19 protein-coding genes are annotated in these 20330 nt (G+C 25.2%); 15 read left to right on the top strand and 4 right to left on the bottom strand.

Annotation, left to right across the window (positions count from 1 at the left end):
* Window positions 1–86 precede the first annotated feature (86 nt).
* Window positions 87–710 (top strand): guanylate kinase, encoded by a 624-nt coding sequence (gmk, locus tag AB4W64_RS02235; protein ID WP_367677872.1) that lies wholly within the window; start codon window positions 87–89, stop codon window positions 708–710.
* Window positions 711–805: 95 nt separating this feature from the next.
* Here gmk and typA read toward each other — a convergent pair whose 3' ends face one another.
* Window positions 806–2626 carry a translational GTPase TypA gene (typA, locus tag AB4W64_RS02230; RefSeq protein ID WP_367677871.1) on the bottom strand — a complete coding sequence of 607 codons (1821 nt, stop codon included), beginning with the start codon at window positions 2624–2626 and terminating at the stop codon, window positions 806–808.
* Window positions 2627–2794: 168 nt separating this feature from the next.
* Between typA and yihA the strand changes: the two genes are divergently transcribed.
* Window positions 2795–3406, top strand: a complete 612-nt coding sequence (yihA, locus tag AB4W64_RS02225; RefSeq protein WP_367677870.1) for a ribosome biogenesis GTP-binding protein YihA/YsxC — start codon at window positions 2795–2797, stop codon at window positions 3404–3406.
* Window positions 3407–3443: 37 nt separating this feature from the next.
* Here yihA and AB4W64_RS02220 read toward each other — a convergent pair whose 3' ends face one another.
* A complete protein-coding gene (locus AB4W64_RS02220) occupies window positions 3444–4301 on the bottom strand; it encodes a 5'-3' exonuclease (RefSeq protein ID WP_367677869.1) in 858 nt (285 codons plus the stop codon).
* A 106-nt stretch (window positions 4302–4407) separates the two neighbouring features.
* Window positions 4408–5052 carry a DsbA family protein gene (locus AB4W64_RS02215; RefSeq protein WP_367677868.1) on the bottom strand — a complete coding sequence of 215 codons (645 nt, stop codon included), beginning with the start codon at window positions 5050–5052 and terminating at the stop codon, window positions 4408–4410.
* A gap of 151 nt (window positions 5053–5203) precedes the next feature.
* Between AB4W64_RS02215 and mutS the strand changes: the two genes are divergently transcribed.
* The 13 genes from mutS (at window position 5204) to queD (ending at window position 19570) form a co-directional block, all read left to right on the top strand.
* A complete protein-coding gene (mutS, locus tag AB4W64_RS02210; protein ID WP_367678298.1) occupies window positions 5204–7618 on the top strand; it encodes a DNA mismatch repair protein MutS in 2415 nt (804 codons plus the stop codon).
* 103 nt (window positions 7619–7721) lie between these two features.
* A complete protein-coding gene (locus AB4W64_RS02205; protein ID WP_367677867.1) occupies window positions 7722–9524 on the top strand; it encodes an assimilatory sulfite reductase (NADPH) flavoprotein subunit in 1803 nt (600 codons plus the stop codon).
* Window positions 9524–11233 carry an assimilatory sulfite reductase (NADPH) hemoprotein subunit gene (gene cysI / locus AB4W64_RS02200; protein WP_367677866.1) on the top strand — a complete coding sequence of 570 codons (1710 nt, stop codon included), beginning with the start codon at window positions 9524–9526 and terminating at the stop codon, window positions 11231–11233. The genes AB4W64_RS02205 and cysI overlap by 1 nt, the downstream gene beginning before the upstream one ends.
* Before the next feature lie 15 nt (window positions 11234–11248).
* Window positions 11249–11989, top strand: a complete 741-nt coding sequence (locus AB4W64_RS02195; protein WP_367677865.1) for a phosphoadenylyl-sulfate reductase — start codon at window positions 11249–11251, stop codon at window positions 11987–11989.
* Window positions 11990–12203: 214 nt separating this feature from the next.
* Window positions 12204–13580 carry a siroheme synthase CysG gene (gene cysG, locus AB4W64_RS02190; protein ID WP_367677864.1) on the top strand — a complete coding sequence of 459 codons (1377 nt, stop codon included), beginning with the start codon at window positions 12204–12206 and terminating at the stop codon, window positions 13578–13580.
* Between the two features lie 61 nt (window positions 13581–13641).
* Window positions 13642–14550, top strand: a complete 909-nt coding sequence (gene cysD, locus AB4W64_RS02185) for a sulfate adenylyltransferase subunit CysD (protein WP_367677863.1) — start codon at window positions 13642–13644, stop codon at window positions 14548–14550.
* A 21-nt stretch (window positions 14551–14571) separates the two neighbouring features.
* Entirely contained in the window at window positions 14572–15993 is a 1422-nt protein-coding gene (gene cysN, locus AB4W64_RS02180; protein ID WP_367677862.1) for a sulfate adenylyltransferase subunit CysN, read from the top strand.
* A 1-nt stretch (window position 15994) separates the two neighbouring features.
* On the top strand, window positions 15995–16615 hold the full coding sequence (gene cysC / locus AB4W64_RS02175) for an adenylyl-sulfate kinase (RefSeq protein WP_367677861.1): 621 nt from the start codon (window positions 15995–15997) through the stop codon (window positions 16613–16615).
* A 42-nt stretch (window positions 16616–16657) separates the two neighbouring features.
* Entirely contained in the window at window positions 16658–16867 is a 210-nt protein-coding gene (locus AB4W64_RS02170) for a septum formation initiator family protein (protein WP_367677860.1), read from the top strand.
* 56 nt (window positions 16868–16923) lie between these two features.
* Complete coding sequence (gene ispD, locus AB4W64_RS02165) at window positions 16924–17637, top strand: 2-C-methyl-D-erythritol 4-phosphate cytidylyltransferase (protein WP_367677859.1); 714 nt, start codon at window positions 16924–16926, stop codon at window positions 17635–17637.
* A 14-nt stretch (window positions 17638–17651) separates the two neighbouring features.
* Window positions 17652–18131 carry a 2-C-methyl-D-erythritol 2,4-cyclodiphosphate synthase gene (ispF, locus tag AB4W64_RS02160; RefSeq protein ID WP_367677858.1) on the top strand — a complete coding sequence of 160 codons (480 nt, stop codon included), beginning with the start codon at window positions 17652–17654 and terminating at the stop codon, window positions 18129–18131.
* A gap of 244 nt (window positions 18132–18375) precedes the next feature.
* Window positions 18376–19155 (top strand): peptidoglycan DD-metalloendopeptidase family protein, encoded by a 780-nt coding sequence (locus tag AB4W64_RS02155; protein WP_367677857.1) that lies wholly within the window; start codon window positions 18376–18378, stop codon window positions 19153–19155.
* A 37-nt stretch (window positions 19156–19192) separates the two neighbouring features.
* Entirely contained in the window at window positions 19193–19570 is a 378-nt protein-coding gene (queD, locus tag AB4W64_RS02150) for a 6-carboxytetrahydropterin synthase QueD (protein ID WP_367677856.1), read from the top strand.
* Window positions 19571–19581: 11 nt separating this feature from the next.
* On the opposite strand, the gene queE is transcribed toward queD, so the two are convergent.
* Window positions 19582–20238 carry a 7-carboxy-7-deazaguanine synthase QueE gene (gene queE, locus AB4W64_RS02145; RefSeq protein ID WP_367677855.1) on the bottom strand — a complete coding sequence of 219 codons (657 nt, stop codon included), beginning with the start codon at window positions 20236–20238 and terminating at the stop codon, window positions 19582–19584.
* Window positions 20239–20330: the final 92 nt, after the last annotated feature.

Raw genomic sequence — 20330 nt, 5'->3', positions numbered from 1 at the left:
TTTTATATATATAAAATATTTTTTTAATTATAAAAGTAGATTTTTGTTTTTATACAATTTTTAGCTAATATTATTTTTAAAACATCATGTCTCGAGGTATTCTTTTTATTATTTCAGCACCAAGTGGAACAGGAAAATCAAGTTTAATTCAAGAAATATTAAAATTAAAGTCTGTCTATAATAGTCAGGTATCTATTTCTCATACTACTCGAATGATACGGCCTGGTGAATTACATGGAAAAGATTATTATTTCATATCAAAAAAAGAGTTTCAGAGAATGATCAAAAAAGATTCTTTTTTAGAATATGCTAAAGTTTTTAATAATTATTATGGAACTTCACGTCAATTTATTGAAAAAATGTTATTTTCTGGAATTGATGTTTTTCTCGATATTGACTGGCAAGGGGCCAAGCAAATTCGATATAAAATGCCTGAATCAAAAAGTATTTTTTTGTTACCACCATCTAAAGATACGTTATATAAAAGGTTAAAATCAAGAGGACAAGACAGCGAAACAGTAATTTCAAAAAGAATGGAAAAAGCAGTAGATGAAATGCAACATTATTCAGAATATGATTATTTGATCATTAATGATGATTTTAAAAAATCGATAAAGCATTTAAAAACTATTATTTCTGCTGAGCATTTATGTCTAATGCACCAAAAAAATAAATTTCATATATTAATTTCTAATTTATTAGAACGTTAATTTTTTAGAAATATATAGAATATTAAAGAAATATATTTTATATAATTCTATTGAGTAAATAGAATTATATAATATATTATAATTTTTTATTGAAATTAAATGTTTTTATTACGATTAGCTTTTTTTCTTTCATTTTCTTTCAAATAACGTTTACGTAAACGTATGGAACAAGGTGTTACTTCTACAAGTTCATCATCATTAATAAATCCTAATGATTCTTCTAGAGTTAAAATAATAGGAGTCGTAAGAACTATTGCTTCATCAGTTCCAGAAGCTCTCATATTTGTTAATTTTTTACCGGTCAAACAATTTACTGTTAAGTCATTAGTTCGATTATGAAGCCCTATTATTTGTCCTTCATATACTTTTGTACCATGTCCTATGAATAATTTTCCTCTTTCTTGTAAATTAAATAAAGAAAAACCAACTGCTACACCCGTATTATTAGATACTAGAACTCCATTTTTTCTCTGTCCAATATCGTTCTTTTGAGCTTCATCATACTTATTGAAAGACGAATAACATAATCCTGTTCCAGAAGTAATACTCATAAATTCTGTTCGAAAACCAATTAACGCTCTACTAGATAATATATAATCAAGACGAACTCTTCCCTTTGAGTCCATAGTCATATTTTTTAATTCACCTTTTCTTACTCCTATAAACTGCATAACATTTCCTTGATGTTTTTCTTCAATATCTAAAGTGACGTTTTCAAAAGGTTCTTTTTTGATTCCATCTGTCTCACGAAAAATTATTTTAGGACGAGATACTTCTAATTCAAATCCTTCACGACGCATATTTTCAATTAATATAGATAAATGTAATTCACCGCGTCCAGATACAGAAAAAATATTTGCGTCTTCTGTTTCATTAATTTGTAAAGCCACATTGTGAATTTGTTCTTTTTTTAATCGATCTAAAATTTGACGAGATGTGATATATTTACCTTCTTGTCCTGAAAAAGGTGAAGTATTAACAGAAAAAAACATGTTAACAGTAGGTTCATCAATACTTAATTCTGGCAGGGGTTTTAAATTTTCAGGATGACAAATAGTATCAGAAATATTTAATTGATTAATCCCTGTAATAGCAATAATATCTCCTGCTTCTCCTTTATCAATTTCTATTCTTTTTAATCCGAAGTAATTTAAAACTTTACTAATTTTTCCATTACGTTTTTTTCCATTATTATCAACAATAGTTATTTGATCGTTTGGTTTGATAAATCCTTGTTTAATACGACCAATTCCTATTACTCCTAAATAATTATTATAATCTAGTTGCGAAATTTGCATTTGAAATTTTTCGTTAGGATCAACATTAGGAGCTGGAGCATGTTGTATTATGGCTTCATATAATGGAATCATATTATCTTTCATATGAAGATAATCTGTTCCTGAAGTACCAAGAACAGCAGAAGTATATATAATAGGAAAATCAAGTTGTTGATCATTAGCATCCAGATTAACAAAAAGATCAAAAACTTGGTCTACTACCCAATCAGGACGAGCATGTACTCTATCAATTTTATTTATTACAACAATAGGATTTAAGCCATACTTAAATGCTTTTTTAGTTACAAATCGTGTTTGTGGCATTGGTCCATCTAATGCATCTACCACTAGTAACACTGAATCTACCATAGACATTACACGTTCGACTTCACCACCAAAATCAGCATGTCCAGGGGTATCGACTATATTTATTTTATAATTATCCCATTTTATAGAAGTATTTTTAGATAAAATTGTAATACCTCGTTCTTTTTCCAAAGCATTCGAGTCCATAACTCTTTCAGTCTTTTCTTCATGATCTTGGAATGTTCCTGATTGTTGCAATAGTTTATCAAGTAATGTAGTTTTTCCGTGATCTACATGTGCTATAATAGCAATATTTCTTATGTTTTGATGCATTTTTTCCTCTTAAAATATTATAGATAAAAAGATATAAAACAAATAATTTTTCAAATAGAAAAATTAGAAAAAAGATAAATTATTAAAGAAATAGTATATATATTACATTTAAAAAATAATTTATTTTTTAAAATAGTTTTTAAAATATTCAGAAAACAGGATTTAATTGTGAAATCATTAGATTATAAAAAAACAAAATTTTTTAAAAGTTATTCCAACATACATGATATTGAAACTCAAGATGGTTTTGAAGTTGCGTTTGTTGGTTATTCTAATTCAGGAAAATCTAGTGCTATTAATTCATTAACTGGTCAAAAAAAATTAGCTCGTTTTAGTAAAACTCCTGGTAGAACACAATTAATTAATTTCTTTAAAGTAGTTTCGGATTTTAGGATAGTTGATCTTCCTGGATATGGTTATGCTAAAGCACCTATATTAGTGAGAAAAAAATGGGAAAAAAAAGTGTACAATTATTTAGAACAACGCATACAATTAAAAAGTTTGGTATTATTAATGGATATTAGATATCCTTTAAAAAAACTTGATCAAAAAATCATTAATATAGCGAAAAATAATAAAATTTCTATTTTAATTCTTTTAACTAAATGTGATAAAATTACAGTTAATCAGCAAAAAATTCAATTGCATATGGTATATAAACAACTAGATTCATTATTAGATTTTTTTCAAATTGAATTATTTTCATCTACTAAAAAGATAGGCATTAAAAAGTTAGAGTTGCAATTAAATGATTGGTATAATCAAAATTTTAATAATTAGTTGAGAAAATTATGATTTTTTTATAAAAATACTTCTATTACATAAGTTTAAAGTTTTTAAAAAAATTAAATAAATTTTGGATGGAACATTTTTTTAAAAACATTTCTTTTGAAGTTATATGAATAGGAATATCTAATTTTATTGTAGCTAATTGATATGATAGAAAAGCTATTTCTTTATTATTTTTTAATTGGATAGCAATATTTTTAGCATTTCGTAATTTTAAAAATGGTATTTTTTCAATATTATAATAAATGTTTCTAATATTAGAAAATTGACTTAATAAATAAAGTGCAGTTTTTATACCAATTTTAGGAACACCTGGAATATTATCTGAAGAATCTCCCATTAAAGCTAGAAAATCAATAAATTCTTTAGGTTGAATACCATATTTTTTTTTTATTGTCTCCGGAGTAATAATACAATTATTTTTTTTATGCAATATATTAATATTATTAGTAACAAGTTGTATCATATCTTTGTCATGACTAACAATTAATATTTTTTCTCCTTTTTCTTCTAGTTGATATGCTAAACTTCCAATAATATCATCTGCTTCTATTCCTGGAATAGCAAGTGTTTTAATACCAATCGTTTTAAGTATATTAAAAAGCGGTTGAATTTGAATATAAAGTGCATTTGGCATAGGAGGTCTATTGTTTTTATATTTTTCAAACAGCTTGTTTCTAAAAGTTTTTTTAAAAGAATCAAACACAATAATAATTTTTTTTGAACTACTATACTTTTTTAAAAGATTACTTGTCATTTTTAATATACCCCATATAGCACTACATGGTGTAACTGAGTTATTATCAAAATGACGTAATCCATAATAATAATAATATAGATATAGAGTTCCATCTATTATAATAATTGGATGTTTTTTCTTCTGCACATGTTTTCTCTTGAAATTTAAAATAATTAATATTTGTATTTTTTAAAAATAATTTTTTATAGATATTTTTTTGATTATATATAAAAAAATTTAACAGAAATAATTATTATATACTATTATTTCTGTCTTTATTAATTAAAAACTTAATAAGTTTAATGTATTTTTCAGAAAAATTTTTTTTAAATTTTTTTTCTAATGTAGAATAGTTAATGACATATTTTCCATTAATAATCATTATGGGAACATAATCTAAATGAGATTTAGCTACACATTGGTTTTTTTTTTGTACTAGTATATTTATAGTTATACTATTCCAAAAATTATTGAATTGATTTTGATTAATTCCAGCTTCTTTTTGAAACAATTTTTTTATACTATCTATATCTTTAATTGTATGAGTTTCTTGAATACCTTTAAAAAGAGGTAGTACAATTTTTTCTTCAATTCCTATTTGTTGTGCTATTATCCAAGATTTTGTTAAAATATAACTAAATTTTCCTCCTAAAAAATTAACATGATATTTTTGTATTTTAATATTTTGATGGATATTTTTTTTTATTAATTGATTTATGTTGTATGTTTTTTCTAATTCATAGCAATATGGACAAAAAAATGAAAAAAATTCCATTACATAAGGAACATGAGTCATATTTTTATTTTTAACAGTGTATTCTTTTCTATTATTAAATTCATGAGCTATAGCATTATAGGATAAAAAGATACTCCATAAAATAATAAATATTTTTTTCATATTTTATACCTAAGCGTATTTTGATTGATTTTATACTATCAGTTTTTAAAAATAAAAATATTATATTACTAATAGAGTTTTATACATTGTATAAAATATCATATGTTTTTTGAAAAAAAAACATACATATAAAAAATATGGATTGCATATGATGCACAAAAAAATAAATATTGATCTTAATCTAAATAATCATACACCAATGATAAAACAGTATTTATCTTTAAAATCACAATATCCGGATATGTTATTGTTTTATCAAATGGGGGATTTTTATGAATTGTTTTATGAAGATGCAGAACGTATTTCTAAGCTATTAAAAATTACTTTGACAAAAAAAGGATATTCAAATAAAAATATTATACCAATGGCCGGGATTCCATGTCATACGGCAGAATATTATTTATCAAAACTTGTAAAGTTAGGTGAATCTATTGCAGTATGTGATCAAGTAAAAGAAGATTTTTCTAAAAAAAAATTGATTACACGAAAAATAGTACGTGTCATCACTCCTGGAACGATTACAGATGAAGCTTTTTTAGAAGAAAATGAAGATAATTTTATAGCTGCGATTTGGAAAGAAAATAATCAATTTGCATATGCTATTTTAGATATTTCTTTGGGTTTTTTTGGTGTATCCCGACATTTTTATCCCAGTTCTTTACTTTCAGAAATTGAACGTACGAATCCTAAAGAAATACTGTATCCTGAAAATTTTTCAGATGTTTTTTTGATTAAGAATAGAAAGTGTATTCGTCAACGTCCATTATTTGAATTTGATTTAGAAACTGCATATAAGTTACTCAACTTACAGTTTAAAACTTGTAGTTTAAATGGCTTTGGAATAGAGAAAAGTGACTTTATCATACGCCCTGCTGGATGCTTACTACAATATGTTAAATTCATGCACATGAATGTTTTACCTCATATTCGAAATTTAAAAAATAATTACATGGAAGATAATATTTTCATGCATATTAGTACACGTAAAAGTTTGGAAATTACTCAAAATATTTCAGGTGAAACTAAAAATACCCTTTCTTCTATATTAAATAAAACAGTGACTTCTATGGGAAGTAGAATGTTAAATCGTTGGTTACATTCTCCATTGAAAAATTTTAAAATTGTAAGAAATCGTCATGAAAGTGTAAAAATTTTACAGTTATTTTACAAAGAAGTTCAATCAATTTTGCGTCAAGTAAATGATTTAGAAAGAATTTATTCTCGTTTGGCTTTACGTACTGCTTCACCTCATGATTTTATACGCATGCGTGCTACATTGCAAATTTTACCAAAATTACACGTTATTTTAAAAAAAATAAAATTTAAGCATATTAAAAATATACGTTTATCTATTGGATATTTCAGCGAAATTTTGATTTTATTGAATAAAGCAATTAGTATAAATCCATCTCGATTTATTCGTGATGGAGGTGTAATAGCTTCTAATTATAATATTCATCTTGATAAATTAAGAGATATTAAGATAAGTTCTGCAGATTTTATAAAAAAATTTGAACAACGAGAAAAAAATAAATTAATGATTGAGTCGTTTAAAATTAGATTTAATAACATTATTGGATATTATATTCAAGTTCATAAACGTCATATTAATTTAATTCCTAAGCATTATATTAGAATACAAACATTAAAAAACACAGAACGTTATAGTATTCCATTATTAAAAAAACATGAAGAAAAAGTTGCGAATGCAGAAACACAAGCACTATCTTTAGAAAGAAAATTATATGAAGAAATTTTTGATATTATAGCTCCGTTTTTAGATAGGTTAAAAGATAGTGCATCAGCATTGTCAGAATTAGATGTATTAACAAATTTATCAGAACGTTCTATATCTTTAAATTATGTATGTCCTATTATGACTAAAAAATATGGTATTTCTTTATTAGATAGTCGTCATCCTGTTGTAGAATGTTTTTTAAATACACCTTTTATAAGTAATTCTATTGTTTTATCTAAAAATCAAAGAATGATTATGATCACAGGTCCAAATATGGGTGGAAAAAGTACTTATATGCGTCAAATCGCTCTTATTGTAATAATGGCATGGATGGGTAGTTTCGTTCCAGCTAAATTTGCTTTAATTGGTGTTATTGATAAAATTTTTACGAGAATTGGTTCTGCAGATGATTTAAGTAATGGATATTCAACATTTATGATGGAAATGACAGAAATATCGAACATTCTTCATAATGCAACATGTAATAGTCTAGTTTTAATAGATGAACTAGGTAGAGGTACTTCAACAAATGAAGGATTATCTTTAGCGTGGTCGTGTACGCAATATTTAATCGATAAAATTAAATCTATGACATTATTGTCCACTCATTTTTTTGAATTGACAAAAATGTCATTGACAAATAAATATGTAAAAAATTTTCATTTTACTGCTTTTGAAAATCATTCACATATAGCTTTTTTATATAAAATTAAAAATGGAGTATCAAGAAAAAGTTATGGTATATCTGTAGCTTCATTGTCTGGATTGCCTGATATTGTCATACAACATGCAAAAGAAAAATTAATAGATCTGGAAAAAAATATGTAATTTTTTATTAAAAAATTCATAAATAATTTAATATTTTTTAAAAGATTATATTTTATTAATAACATTGAGTGTTTCATTAAATGAAATTTGGATATTTAGTACAATGAAAAATCAAAATATGTTTGATATTTTACTTCCCTTAAGTTCAGAACAATTAAATAATTTAAAAAAACTTGAAAATACATGTTCAAATATTCAATGTGCTTGGTTGTCAGGTTATTTTTGGAAAATTGCAAATCAGTTACCTGATTTACCTTCTCTTCAAATAAATCAAAATAATTCAGAACAACGTATTACTATTATATCCGCTTCTCAAACTGGTAATGCAAAGTTATTATCTGAACGTCTGTATGAATATTTAAAAAATAACAATAAAAATGTTAATTTAATTAATGCTCTTGATTATAAATTTAAAAAGATACAAGATGAAAAAATATTAATTTTAATTATTTCAACTCAAGGAGAAGGTGAACCTCCGGAAGAAGCATTTTCTTTATATAAATTTTTAATGTCAAAAAAAGCTCCACAATTAAAAAATTTGTATTATAGTATTTTTGGTCTTGGAGATACATCTTATAATTTTTTTTGTCAAGCAGGTAAAGATTTTGATAAACGATTACAAGAGTTAGGAGGAAAATCTTTACTTAACCGATTTGATTCTGATATTGAATATGAAAATGATTATATTAAATGGTCTAAAGAATTACTGGCATCAATTAATAAATATATTTCAAATAATAATGTTTCTTTTGCATCTTCAAAACATGAAATTCATCCTTTAACTAAACATTCTGTTTATAATAAAAACAATCCTGCTACGGCTATTATATCAATAAATCAAAAAATTACTGGTCGCAATTCTAATAAAGATATTCGTCATATCGAAATTGATATCCGTAATTTAAATATTCACTATAAACCAGGTGATGCTCTTGGTGTTTGGTATAAAAATGATACTAATTTAGTGAAGAAAATACTAGAATTAACTTCTATTAAAGAATTTAATAAAATTACAATTAGTAATAATACTATCACTATTTTTGACGCTTTAAAAAATCATTTTGAATTAACTAATAATACTAAAAATATTGTGAAAAAGTACGCGTTTCTTACAAAAAATAAATTTTTAAAAAATATTATTTCTAACGAGATTTATTTTCAAAATTATGTTCTTGAAACTCCTTTATCTAAAATGTTTTATGATCATCCATTCAAAATATCTTCAGAAGAATTAATCGATTTATTACGTCCATTAACACCTAGATTATATTCTATTTCTTCGTCTCAAGATGAAAATGATGAAGAAATTCATATTACAGTTGGAGTGGTAAAAAAAGTAATTTCTGGTCATGTGTATTTAGGAGGTGCTTCTGGTTATCTTTCACAGTCTCTAAAACCAGACGATACAATAAAAATTTTTATTGAAAAAAACAATAATTTTCGTTTACCTATAGATCAGAATACACCGATTATTATGATTGGTTCAGGTACAGGTATTGCTCCGTTTCGCGCTTTTATGCAACAAAGAGACAATGATGGATCTAAAGGTAAAAATTGGATTTTTTTTGGAAATCCTTGTTTTACTGAAGATTTTTTATATCAAATAGAATGGCAACAATATATGAAAAAAGGACTTCTTACTAAAATGAGTTTGGCTTGGTCACAAGATCAAGAATATAAGGTATATATACAAGATAAAATTAAAGAAAATAGTAAAGAAGTATGGTCTTGGATACAAGATGGAGCTCAAATATACGTTTGCGGAAATGCTTCTAAAATGGCAAAAGATGTGGAAAAAGCATTATTAGATGTTATTAGTAAAAATACAGGTATGAATCTTGAGTATGCTGATGAATTTTTAAATAATTTACGTTTAAATCAACGTTATAAAAGAGATGTATATTAATGAATAAAAAAAATAAAATAATAGAACCTATTCAAAAACTTACTGATGCTGAGAGAATAAAAAAAAATAGTAATTATCTTAGAGGGACAATTGTTGAAGATTTAAAAAATGAGATTACTAATGGTTTTAGTGGAGATAATTTTTCTCTTATTCGATTTCATGGTATGTATCAGCAAGATGATCGAGATTTACGTTTAGAACGTCATGAACAAAAATTAGAACCCCGATATGCAATGATGCTTCGTTGCCGGTTACCTGGAGGTGTTATTAAAGCAAAAAAATGGTTGGATATTGATTATTTTGCAAGCAAAAATACATTATATGGTACAATTAGACTAACAAATCGTCAAACTTTTCAATTTCATGGAATTTTAAAAAATAAATTAAAAGATGTTCACAAAATGTTGCATCGCATAGAATTAGATTCATTGGCAACAGCTAATGATGTTAATAGAAATGTGCTTTGCACTTCTAATCCAATGGAATCTTTAATTCATAAAGAAGCTTATGAATGGGCTAGAAAAATTTCAGAGTTATTGTTGCCTCATACTAAAGCTTATGCAGAAATTTGGTTAGATAAAAAAAAAGTTTCTACAACAGATAAAGAGCCTATTTTAGGAAAAACTTATTTACCAAGAAAATTTAAAACAACAGTTGTCGTTCCGCCGTATAATGATGTAGATTTATATGCAAATGATATGAATTTTATTGCTATTGTCAAAAATCAAACAATAATAGGATTTAACATTTTAATAGGTGGTGGATTGTCTTTTATCCATGGGAATAAAAACACATGGCCATTTCTTGCGACAGAAATGGGTTATGTATCTGTAAAAAATACTTTATTATTTGCTGAATCTATAGTTACAACGCAAAGAGATTGGGGTGATCGTACTGATCGATCTAATGCAAAAACTAGATACACTATAAATAGATTCAGTTTAGAATCTTTTAAAAAAGAAGTGGAAAAACGAGCTAAGGTCAGTTTTAAACCGATTCGTCCTTATCATTTTTTAAGTAGAGGAGATAGATTTGGATGGATTAAAGATATTCATAATTATTGGAACTTAACATTATTTATTCAAAATGGACGAATATACGACAACGATAATCAATTATTAAAATCGGGATTATCTAAAATAGCAGAGATTCATGACGGTAATTTTAGAATCACATCTAATCAAAATATTATTATTTCTGAAGTACTTGAACAAAAAAAAGATAAAATTGAAAAAATAGCTTTATCATATGGATTAATTAATAAAATTAGTAATTTACGTCAAAATTCTATGTCTTGTGTTTCGTTTCCTACTTGTCCTTTAGCCATGGCTGAAGCTGAACGCATGTTATCTCATTTTATTAGTCAATTAGAAGATATTATGTTTAAGTGTGGTTTAGAAGAAGAAAGTATCATTGTACGTGTTTCTGGCTGTCCAAATGGTTGTGGAAGATCTTTATTGGCTGAAATTGGTTTGATTGGAAAATCTCTGGGTCGGTATAATTTATATATAGGAGGCAATCGCATTGGTAGCCGTATTGCAAAAATTTATAAAGAAAACATTACTGAAAAAGAAATATTAATTTATTTAAAATCTTTAATTAAAGAATGGTCTATAGAACGTATAAAAAAAGAAGCATTTGGAGATTTTGTTATTAGAAAAGGTGTTGTTAAAGAAATCATTAATCCCGTTTATGATTTTTGGAATTAGTTTGGAGAAAATGTGATGTCAAAATTGAATATTAAGAATATTGAATTATTAAATTCTCAAAAAAAAAATAAGATGTTATCTGAATTGAATTGTTTAATATCAAATTATTCTGCGGAAGAACGTATTTCTTGGGCATTAAAAAATTTACCTTCTGTACATATTATGTCATCTAGTTTCGGTATTCAATCAATAGTTTTGTTAGATTTAGTAATCGCACAAAAACCTGATATTCCTATTATTTTAATTGATACGGGTTATTTATTTCCTCAAACATATAATTTTATTGATTTTTTAACCAAAAAATTTAATTTAAATATACAAGTTTTTAGATCAACAATATCTCCAGCATGGCAAGAAGCACGATATGGGAAATTATGGACAAAAGGAATAAAAGGTATTAATTTTTATAATGATATTAATAAAGTACAACCAATGAATTTTGCTTTAAAGCAGTTGTCAGCACAAACATGGTTTGCTGGATTACGTCGTGATCAATCAAAAAGTCGAAAATTGTTACCATTTCTTTCTATTCAAAAAGGAGTTTTTAAAATATTACCTATATTAGATTGGTCTAATAATAAAATATATCAATATTTTAAAACAAAAAATTTAGATGTTCATCCGTTGTCAAAAGATGGATACTCTTCTCTCGGAGATATACATACTACTTCAAAGCATATATCTGGGATGCTAGAAGAGGAAACTCGTTTTTTTGGATTAAAACGTGAATGTGGTTTGCATGAAAATAAACCTTAATATTTCAAAATAATTCTTAATATAAGTATATTTTCATTTTTTTAAAATATTAAATTATTTTTTTTTACTTTTTTCTATATTTTATAAATATCTATTTTTTTAATTTATGTTTTAAAATAAAATATTTTTTGTTTGCAATTTTTTTAGATATAACAAAAATTTTTTATAAATTAAACATCCTTCTATTTATCAAAATTTTTTTAATAAGGTAAATGTGAATTATCTTCCTATTTTTGTAGATTTAAAAAATAAAAATATCTTAGTTATTGGCGCTGGAGAAGTGGCATTTAATAAGATTACACTATTGCTTCGAGCAAAAGCGATAGTTAATGTTATTGCAAAAGAATTGTCTTCTGAAGTACAACATCTTCTAGATCAAAAAAAAATAGTTTGGCTCTCTAAAGAGTTCAAACCATTGTTTTTAAATAAAATATTTTTAGTCATTGCAGCTACAAATAATATTCAATTAAATGAGTACATATTTAATGTATGTAATGATTCCTCTATATTAGTAAACGTAGTTGATGAAAAAATAAGATGTTCTTTTATTTTTCCTTCTATTATTGATCGTTCTCCAATAATTATAGCTATTTCTTCTGGAGGCACAGCTCCTGTTTTATTACGTTTCTTACGTGAAAAAATTGAAGCGATGTTACCAATAAGAATTGGAGAAGTAGCTAAAATTGCAGGTAAATGGAGAGAAAGAATTAAAAAACATTTTACTAATTTTTTAGATAGACGTCGTTTTTGGGAAAAATTATTTAAGAGTATTTTTGTTGAACATATACTTAACGGAAAAAAAAGTCAAGCAATTAGTGTTTTAAAAAAAAGTATAAATGAAATTGACATTTCATCACGAAAAGGTGAAATTATCTTAGTAGGTGCTGGTCCAGGAGATAGTGGTTTATTAACTTTAAGAGGTCTTCAAGTATTACAGCAAGCAGATGTTGTTTTATACGATTATTTAATTTCCCAAGAAGTTTTAGATTTAATTCGTCGTGATGCAAAACGTATTTGTGTTGGAAAACGCGCTGGTTTAAAAAATATTACTCAAGATAAAATTAATAAACTATTAATATCTTTAGCGCAAAAAGGCAAAAAAGTAGTACGTTTAAAAGGTGGAGATCCTTTTATTTTTGGACGTGGTGGTGAAGAAATAGAAGCAGTAAAGAATGCAAATATTGATTTTCAAATTGTTCCAGGTATTACTTCTGCTATTGGTATAGCAGCATATACTGGAATACCATTAACACATCGTAAATATGCACAGGGCGTAATATTTATTACAGGTCATAAATCTACTAATGGTTTTTTAAATAACTGGAAAATATTATGCGATGCTTCTTATACTTTAGTAATATATATGGGAACCTTTCAAACTAATGAAATTTCTAAAACTCTTATTAAATTTGGGAGATTAAAATCAACACCAATAGCTATTATTAGTGAAGGTACAACAATTAATCAAAAAATTGTGATAGGACGTTTAGATAATATTGAAAAAATGATTACACCCAGTGTAACTCCGTCTCTTTTAATTATTGGAGAGGTCGTACTTTTACATAAAAAATTTGCATGGTTTCAAAATTAAAATGTATTTAAAAATATGTGTAATAGATCTTATAATAATAAAATTTATTTAAGGAAAATTGATGTTTACAAAAAATACTACTCATTTACGTCAATTAGAATCAGAAAGTATTTATATTATGCGAGAAGTAATGGCAGATTTTCAAAATCCTGTCATGTTATATTCAATTGGAAAAGATTCTTCAGTTATGTTACATCTTGCAAAAAAAGCTTTTTATCCTGGATCTGTACCTTTTCCTTTATTGCATATAGATACTGGATGGAAGTTTAAAGAGATGTATACTTTTAGAGATCATATTGCTAATACTTCAAATGTAGAATTAATAGTACATTGTAATTTAAAAGGAAAATTATTAGGTTTGAATCCTTTTGAACACGGTGGTAGTAAATATACTGATGTCATGAAAACAGAAAGTTTAAAAGAAGCTATAAATAAATATAATTTTGATGCTGCTTTTGGTGGAGCAAGACGAGATGAAGAAAAATCAAGATCGAAGGAACGAATTTATTCTTTTCGTGATTCATTTCATCAATGGGATCCAAAAAAACAACGTCCTGAGTTATGGTGGAATTATAATGGTCAAATAAATAAAGGAGAAAATATTCGTGTTTTTCCACTTTCTAATTGGACTGAATTAGATATTTGGCAATATATTTTTATAGAGAAGATCGAAATTGTTCCTCTTTATTTTGCTGCTATCCGTTCAGTTTTAGAAAGAAATGGGGCATTAATAATGGTTGACGATAAACGTATTAATATTCTTCCTAATGAAGTAATAAAAGAAAAATTAGTTAGATTTCGTACTTTAGGGTGTTGGCCTTTAACTAGTGCGATTGAATCAGAAGCTAAAACTCTTGAAGAAGTAATTAAAGAGACTCTAACAGTTAAAACTAGTGAAAGAACAGGACGAGCTATTGATCATGATCAAAAAAGTTCAATGGAATTTAAAAAAAGACAAGGTTATTTTTAAATAAGAGGATATATTTAAAAAATGAATATTAACAAAAAAAATAATTTTCAAGAATGGTTAGATTTGCATCAAAAGAAAACTTTATTAAAATTCTTAACATGTGGAAGTGTAGATGATGGCAAAAGTACATTAATTGGTCGTTTATTACATGATACGCAACAAATTTATGATGATCAATTATCTTCGTTAAAGAGCGATAGTAAACGTCATGGAACACAAGGAAATAAAATTGATTTAGCACTTATAGTTGATGGATTACAATCTGAGCGAGAACAAGGGATAACAATTGATGTAGCTTATCGCTATTTTTCTACTAACAAAAGAAAATTTATAATTGCAGATACTCCTGGTCATGAACAATATACTCGTAACATGGTAACTGGAGCGTCTACTTGTGATTTATCTATTGTGTTAGTTGATGCTAGAAAAGGTTTATCAGAACAAACTTACCGACATAGTTTTATTTCTACTTTACTGGGAATTAAATATTTAATTATTGCTATTAATAAAATGGATTTAGTAAACTACAAAGAAGAAGTATTTATTAATATAAAAAAAAAATTTCTTCTCTTTTCTAAAAAACTTCCAGATGATTTAAATATTTTTTTTATTCCTATATCTGCTTTAGTTGGTGAAAATATTGTTTTTAAAAATAATTTGTTGCCTTGGTATAATGGCTTAACATTATTAAAAATTTTAGAAACAATAAAAATTGAACGTAAAAACAATTCAGAAGAAATAAGGTTTCCAGTTCAATATATCAATCGTCCTAATTCAGAATTTCGGGGATATTCTGGGATGCTATTATCTGGTACAATTTATGTTGGACAATTCATTAAAATATTACCTATTAATATAAATTCTTCTATTTCTAGAATCGTTACTTTTGATAAAAATTTAGATAAAGCTGAAATTGGTGAACCCATTACAATAGTTTTAAAAGATGAAATAGACGTTAATCGAGGAGATTTTTTTGTAAATATTGATTCTTCTTTATGTCCATCTCAAGAAGCTATTATTGATATAGTTTGGATGACAGACAATCTATTATTAATAGGAGAATCATATAATGTCAAGATGTCTGGAAAAAAAACACGTGTTTATATAAAAGAAATTTTATTTAAAAGAGATGTTAATACTTTAATAAAAACAAAAACCAACTCTCTTTCTCTAAATAGTATTGGACGAATAAAAATAGTATTTAGCGAGCCTATGATTTTTGATAATTATGATAATAATCGTATGACAGGTAACATAATTTTTATCGATTTGTTATCAAACATCACAGTAGGTGCAGGAATGATAAAAAGTAATTTAGCAATAAAAAAAAGCATATTATATAATAATGAAAAAGATTTCGAAATAGATTTTCATGCTTTTATTTCTAAACATTTTCCTCATTGGAATATACCAGAATTGGTAGTAAAAAAGGTTTCTAGTTAAAATGAATAGTAACTATCAAAGTAATATTTTTTGGCAGAAAAATTTAATTACGCGTGTTAAACGTGAACAAAAATATGGTCATAAATCAATTGTAATATGGTTTACTGGATTATCGGGTTCTGGGAAATCTAGTATTGCTAATTATTTAGAAAAAATATTATTTAACAATAATTTTCATACTTGTGTACTCGATGGCGATAATATTAGATCTGGATTGTGTTCAGATTTGAGTTTTAAAATGATTGATCGCATAGAAAATATTAGACGTATTGGTGAAGTGGCAAAAATAATGTTAGAGATTGGTATTATAACATTAGTATCAGTTATTTCTCCATATAGACACCAAAGAAATATGATTAGTAATATGTTAGGAAAACAAAATATTTTAGAAATATTTGTAAATACTCCAATTAATATATGCGAGGATCGTGATCCTAAAAAATTATATAAAAAAGTTCGTGCTGGAATTATATCTAATTTCACTGGTATTAATGATGTATATGAAATTCCAGAAAATCCTGATTTGACTTTAGATGGCACAGATTCTTTAAAAAAAAATTCTAAAAAAATAATTAAAATATTGTATGATAATAGTATAACATCTTCCATTGAAATAGATTAAATTTTTTTTATAAGAATAAAAAATGGTTTTTTAGAAAATTATATGAGAATATTAAAGATATTTTTATTATTTTTACTTATTTGGTTCCAATATTCTCTTTGGTTAGGAAAAAACGGTGTTTTAGATTATGTAAAAATCTATAAAAAAGTTATAAAAGAAAAAAAAAATAACGCAGATCTTGATATTCGTAATAATCAAATAATATTAGAAATTGAAAATTTAAATAATAGTCTTAAAAACAATAATGTTTAGAAAAAATTTTTTTAAATTCATTAAAAATTTTTTGATAATATTATTTTGGATATAAAATGATATTAGTGAGCTCATTAAGACCCAAAATTATAGCTATAGTTCCAGCTGCAGGCATAGGTAGTAGAATGAAATTAGATTTACCAAAACAATATATAAAAATTCACAATCGTACTATACTTGAACATACTTTAAAAACATTATTATTACATCCTAACATAATTCGTATTGTTGTTAGTTTAAATCAGAAAGATGATTATTTTCATAAGTTGTCTATATCATCGCATTGTCGTGTCACTTCTGTTGTAGGTGGAAAAAAAAGAATAAATTCAGTTTTATCAGGATTAAAAATAGCAAAACATGCTAATTGGATTATAGTACATGATGCTGTTCGTCCTTGTTTAAGTTATCACGATTTAAAAAAATTAATATCTATTATTAAGAATAATCCAGTAGGTGGCTTTTTAGCAAAACCTGTATCTGATACCATTAAATATAGTAATTTTAAAAAAAATAAATCTTTATATACTGTACATAGAGAAAATTTATGGCATGCATTAACTCCTCAATTATTTCAAATCAATATATTAAAATACTGTTTAAGAAAAATTATTAAAGATAAAATTTCTATTACAGATGAAGCATCAGCACTAGAATATTGTGGGTATCATCCATTGTTAGTCTCAGGGAGTTGTAATAATATTAAAATTACTTCTCCAGAAGACTTAGTTTTTGCAGAGTTTTATTTAAAAACATGCATGAAAAATGAATAATAAAGGATATATTCATGAGAATTGGATATGGTTTTGATCTACATGCTTTTGGAAGTAAAAAACCATTGATTATTGGTGGCGTTTTAATTCCTTTTAAACAAGGTCTTATTGCTCATTCTAACGGTGATGTGTTGATACATTCTATAATTGATGCATTATTAGGTGCTACTGCCATGGGTGATATTGGAACTTTTTTTCCTAGTAGCAATCAAAAATATAAAAATATTGATAGTAGAATACTACTAAAAAATATTTGGAAAAGAATTCAATTAAAAAATTATGATATATGTAATATTGATACTACGATTATTGCAGAATATCCAAAATTGTCTTCTTATATATTTTTTATGAGATCTAATTTATCACTGGATCTAAATACTAAAATAGATAATATTAGTGTTAAAACTACAACGTCTAAAATGATAGGATGTATTGGAAGAGCAGAAGGGATTGCTTGTCACGCTGCTATAATTCTTATAAAGAATAAAAAATAAATTTACTTTTATACAATCAAAATGGCATAAATAATGTTATTAAAATTTTTTTTTATGTGTTTATCATTGATTTATTGCAATATTTCTTTAAGTATGTCTCTTCAGAAAGGTAATAAGACATTATTAATTAAGAATCAAAATTATTCAAATATTTACTTAAATAAAAAAAAGTTAAATTTTTTAAATAAAAATGAATGTTTTTCATTGTTTAAATTAAAAAAAAAACTTTATAAAACAAGATATATTGAATATTAGTAATAAAAATTTTTTTGGTATTTTTCAAGAAGATCGATTTAAAATGTTTTATGTTGTTAAACCAAAAGACACTCTTTATTCCATTGCTAAAAAATCTGGCCATAGTTATTATGAATTGTCTAAAGTAAATTTTATTAAAAAACCTTATAAAATCATGATAGGTCAAAAAATATGGATAGGAGATTTTTTAATAAATGAAATTAAGAATAATTGCTTTATTATAAATTTAAATAAAAATGATAAAAAAAAATATACTGCTTGCCAAACAATATTTAACAAAAAATTTGAAGCTTCAAGTTTTTTTAAAAAATATATACAATATAAAACAAGTAAAATATGTTTGTTTTGTAACAAAATAGTTAATAACAAAAAATATTTTAACTCAGATAAAAAATGGGACTGGCCTATTAAAAGTAAACATATTCGATATGAATATGATGATAAATCAACTAATAAAGAAATAGAATTTTTTGGCTTTAAAGGGCAACCTGTTTTTGCTGCAGCTTCAGGAAAAGTAGTATTTATTACTGACATGTTTAAAAAATATGGTCGATTAATTATTTTAAAACATAATCAAAATTATCATAGTATTTATGCTTTTAATGATATGATTTTAGTAAAACAAGAAGAGAAAGTAAGTATAAATCAACAAATTTCGACAATGGGATTATCTCAGAAGAAAACAGCACAATTGTATTTTGAAATACGTTACAAAGGAAAATCTATAAATCCATTGAATGTTTTATCTAAAAATGATATAAAAGAATGATTATTGTAATTTTAATAAAATTAAATATTTATTATAAATGAAAACTACTATATTTAAAAATTTTTATTTAGAAGCCGCACATTACTTGCCCTATGTTCCTAGAGAGCACAAATGTAGAAGATTACATGGTCATTCTTTTTTAATTCGTATAGAAATAGAAGGTGAGATTGAAAAAAGAACTGGTTGGATAATAGATTTTTCTGATTTAAAAACAATCTTTCAACCTATTTATAAACAATTAGATCATCATTTTTTAAATCGTATACCTGGTTTAGAAAATCCTACTAGTGAAAACTTAGCCAAATGGATTTGGATTCGTTTAAAGCCAAATTTACCTCTTTTAAGTACTATAATCATTCAAGAAACTTGTACATCAGGTTGTATTTATAAAGGTGATAATAAAATTAAAAAATAAGCATAAGATCTTTATCTGATTAAAAGATATTTATGTAATTGTATAGAAAGTCGCCAATTTTTTATTGTACAATATTTTATACAGATTTCTAATGCTTGTTGATTTTGACTAATTGGTTGTAAAAAAACTCGATATTTTTTGTTCTGGACTATTAATAAAATTTTTTCTAAATACAACAAATCTTCTTCTTTTAAAATAGGATATTTAATCTCATTAGAACGTAATATGGATGTGTGTAATGTTTTTTGGTCTTTTTTAGGTGACACTGTTACCCAAGTATTTTCAGAACATTTAATTTTTTTAGTTCCACTAGTTTCTATTTGACATTTAAATCCTTTTTCTTCTAATTTTTCAGTAAGATCTAACAAATTATATATACATGGTTCTCCACCAGTGATTACTACATGTTTAGCGGTCCATTCTTTTATTTGAATATTTTTAAGAATTTTTGTTATGTTAATATAACTCCATTTTTGGTTCGATGTTGTTTTTTTAATTAATTCTTCATAAGAAATTTTATTTTCACTTAAACATTTCCATGTATATTTAGTATCACACCATTTGCAATGAATTGGACAGCCTTGTAATCGAATAAAGATTGCTGGAGTTCCAGTATAATAACCTTCACCTTGTATTGTTTGAAACATTTCGTTAATTGGATAATTCATATTTTTCTATTTTTCATTTTAGTTAGAATGTTTTTCAAGGTAAGAAACAGGCATATATTATAAAATACCTGATTCTTTTTTTGTATTTTACT

This window comes from Buchnera aphidicola (Brachycaudus tragopogonis) (genome assembly GCF_964059175.1).
Classification (GTDB): Bacteria; Pseudomonadota; Gammaproteobacteria; order Enterobacterales; family Enterobacteriaceae; genus Buchnera; species Buchnera aphidicola_BM.
This window is presented reverse-complemented; position numbering and strand designations above follow the sequence as displayed.

Coding starts and splice junctions, on each gene's coding strand:
- cysC (WP_367677861.1), top strand. CDS start 15,995: ATGAATAGTAACTATCAAAGTAATATTTTTTGGCAGAAAAATTTAATT.
- queD (WP_367677856.1), top strand. CDS start 19,193: ATGAAAACTACTATATTTAAAAATTTTTATTTAGAAGCCGCACATTAC.
- AB4W64_RS02205 (WP_367677867.1), top strand. CDS start 7,722: ATGAAAAATCAAAATATGTTTGATATTTTACTTCCCTTAAGTTCAGAA.
- cysD (WP_367677863.1), top strand. CDS start 13,642: ATGTTTACAAAAAATACTACTCATTTACGTCAATTAGAATCAGAAAGT.
- cysI (WP_367677866.1), top strand. CDS start 9,524: ATGAATAAAAAAAATAAAATAATAGAACCTATTCAAAAACTTACTGAT.
- AB4W64_RS02170 (WP_367677860.1), top strand. CDS start 16,658: ATGAGAATATTAAAGATATTTTTATTATTTTTACTTATTTGGTTCCAA.
- ispD (WP_367677859.1), top strand. CDS start 16,924: ATGATATTAGTGAGCTCATTAAGACCCAAAATTATAGCTATAGTTCCA.
- typA (WP_367677871.1), bottom strand. CDS start 2,626: ATGCATCAAAACATAAGAAATATTGCTATTATAGCACATGTAGATCAC.
- AB4W64_RS02215 (WP_367677868.1), bottom strand. CDS start 5,052: ATGAAAAAAATATTTATTATTTTATGGAGTATCTTTTTATCCTATAAT.
- mutS (WP_367678298.1), top strand. CDS start 5,204: ATGCACAAAAAAATAAATATTGATCTTAATCTAAATAATCATACACCA.
- queE (WP_367677855.1), bottom strand. CDS start 20,238: ATGAATTATCCAATTAACGAAATGTTTCAAACAATACAAGGTGAAGGT.
- ispF (WP_367677858.1), top strand. CDS start 17,652: ATGAGAATTGGATATGGTTTTGATCTACATGCTTTTGGAAGTAAAAAA.
- cysN (WP_367677862.1), top strand. CDS start 14,572: ATGAATATTAACAAAAAAAATAATTTTCAAGAATGGTTAGATTTGCAT.
- gmk (WP_367677872.1), top strand. CDS start 87: ATGTCTCGAGGTATTCTTTTTATTATTTCAGCACCAAGTGGAACAGGA.
- AB4W64_RS02195 (WP_367677865.1), top strand. CDS start 11,249: ATGTCAAAATTGAATATTAAGAATATTGAATTATTAAATTCTCAAAAA.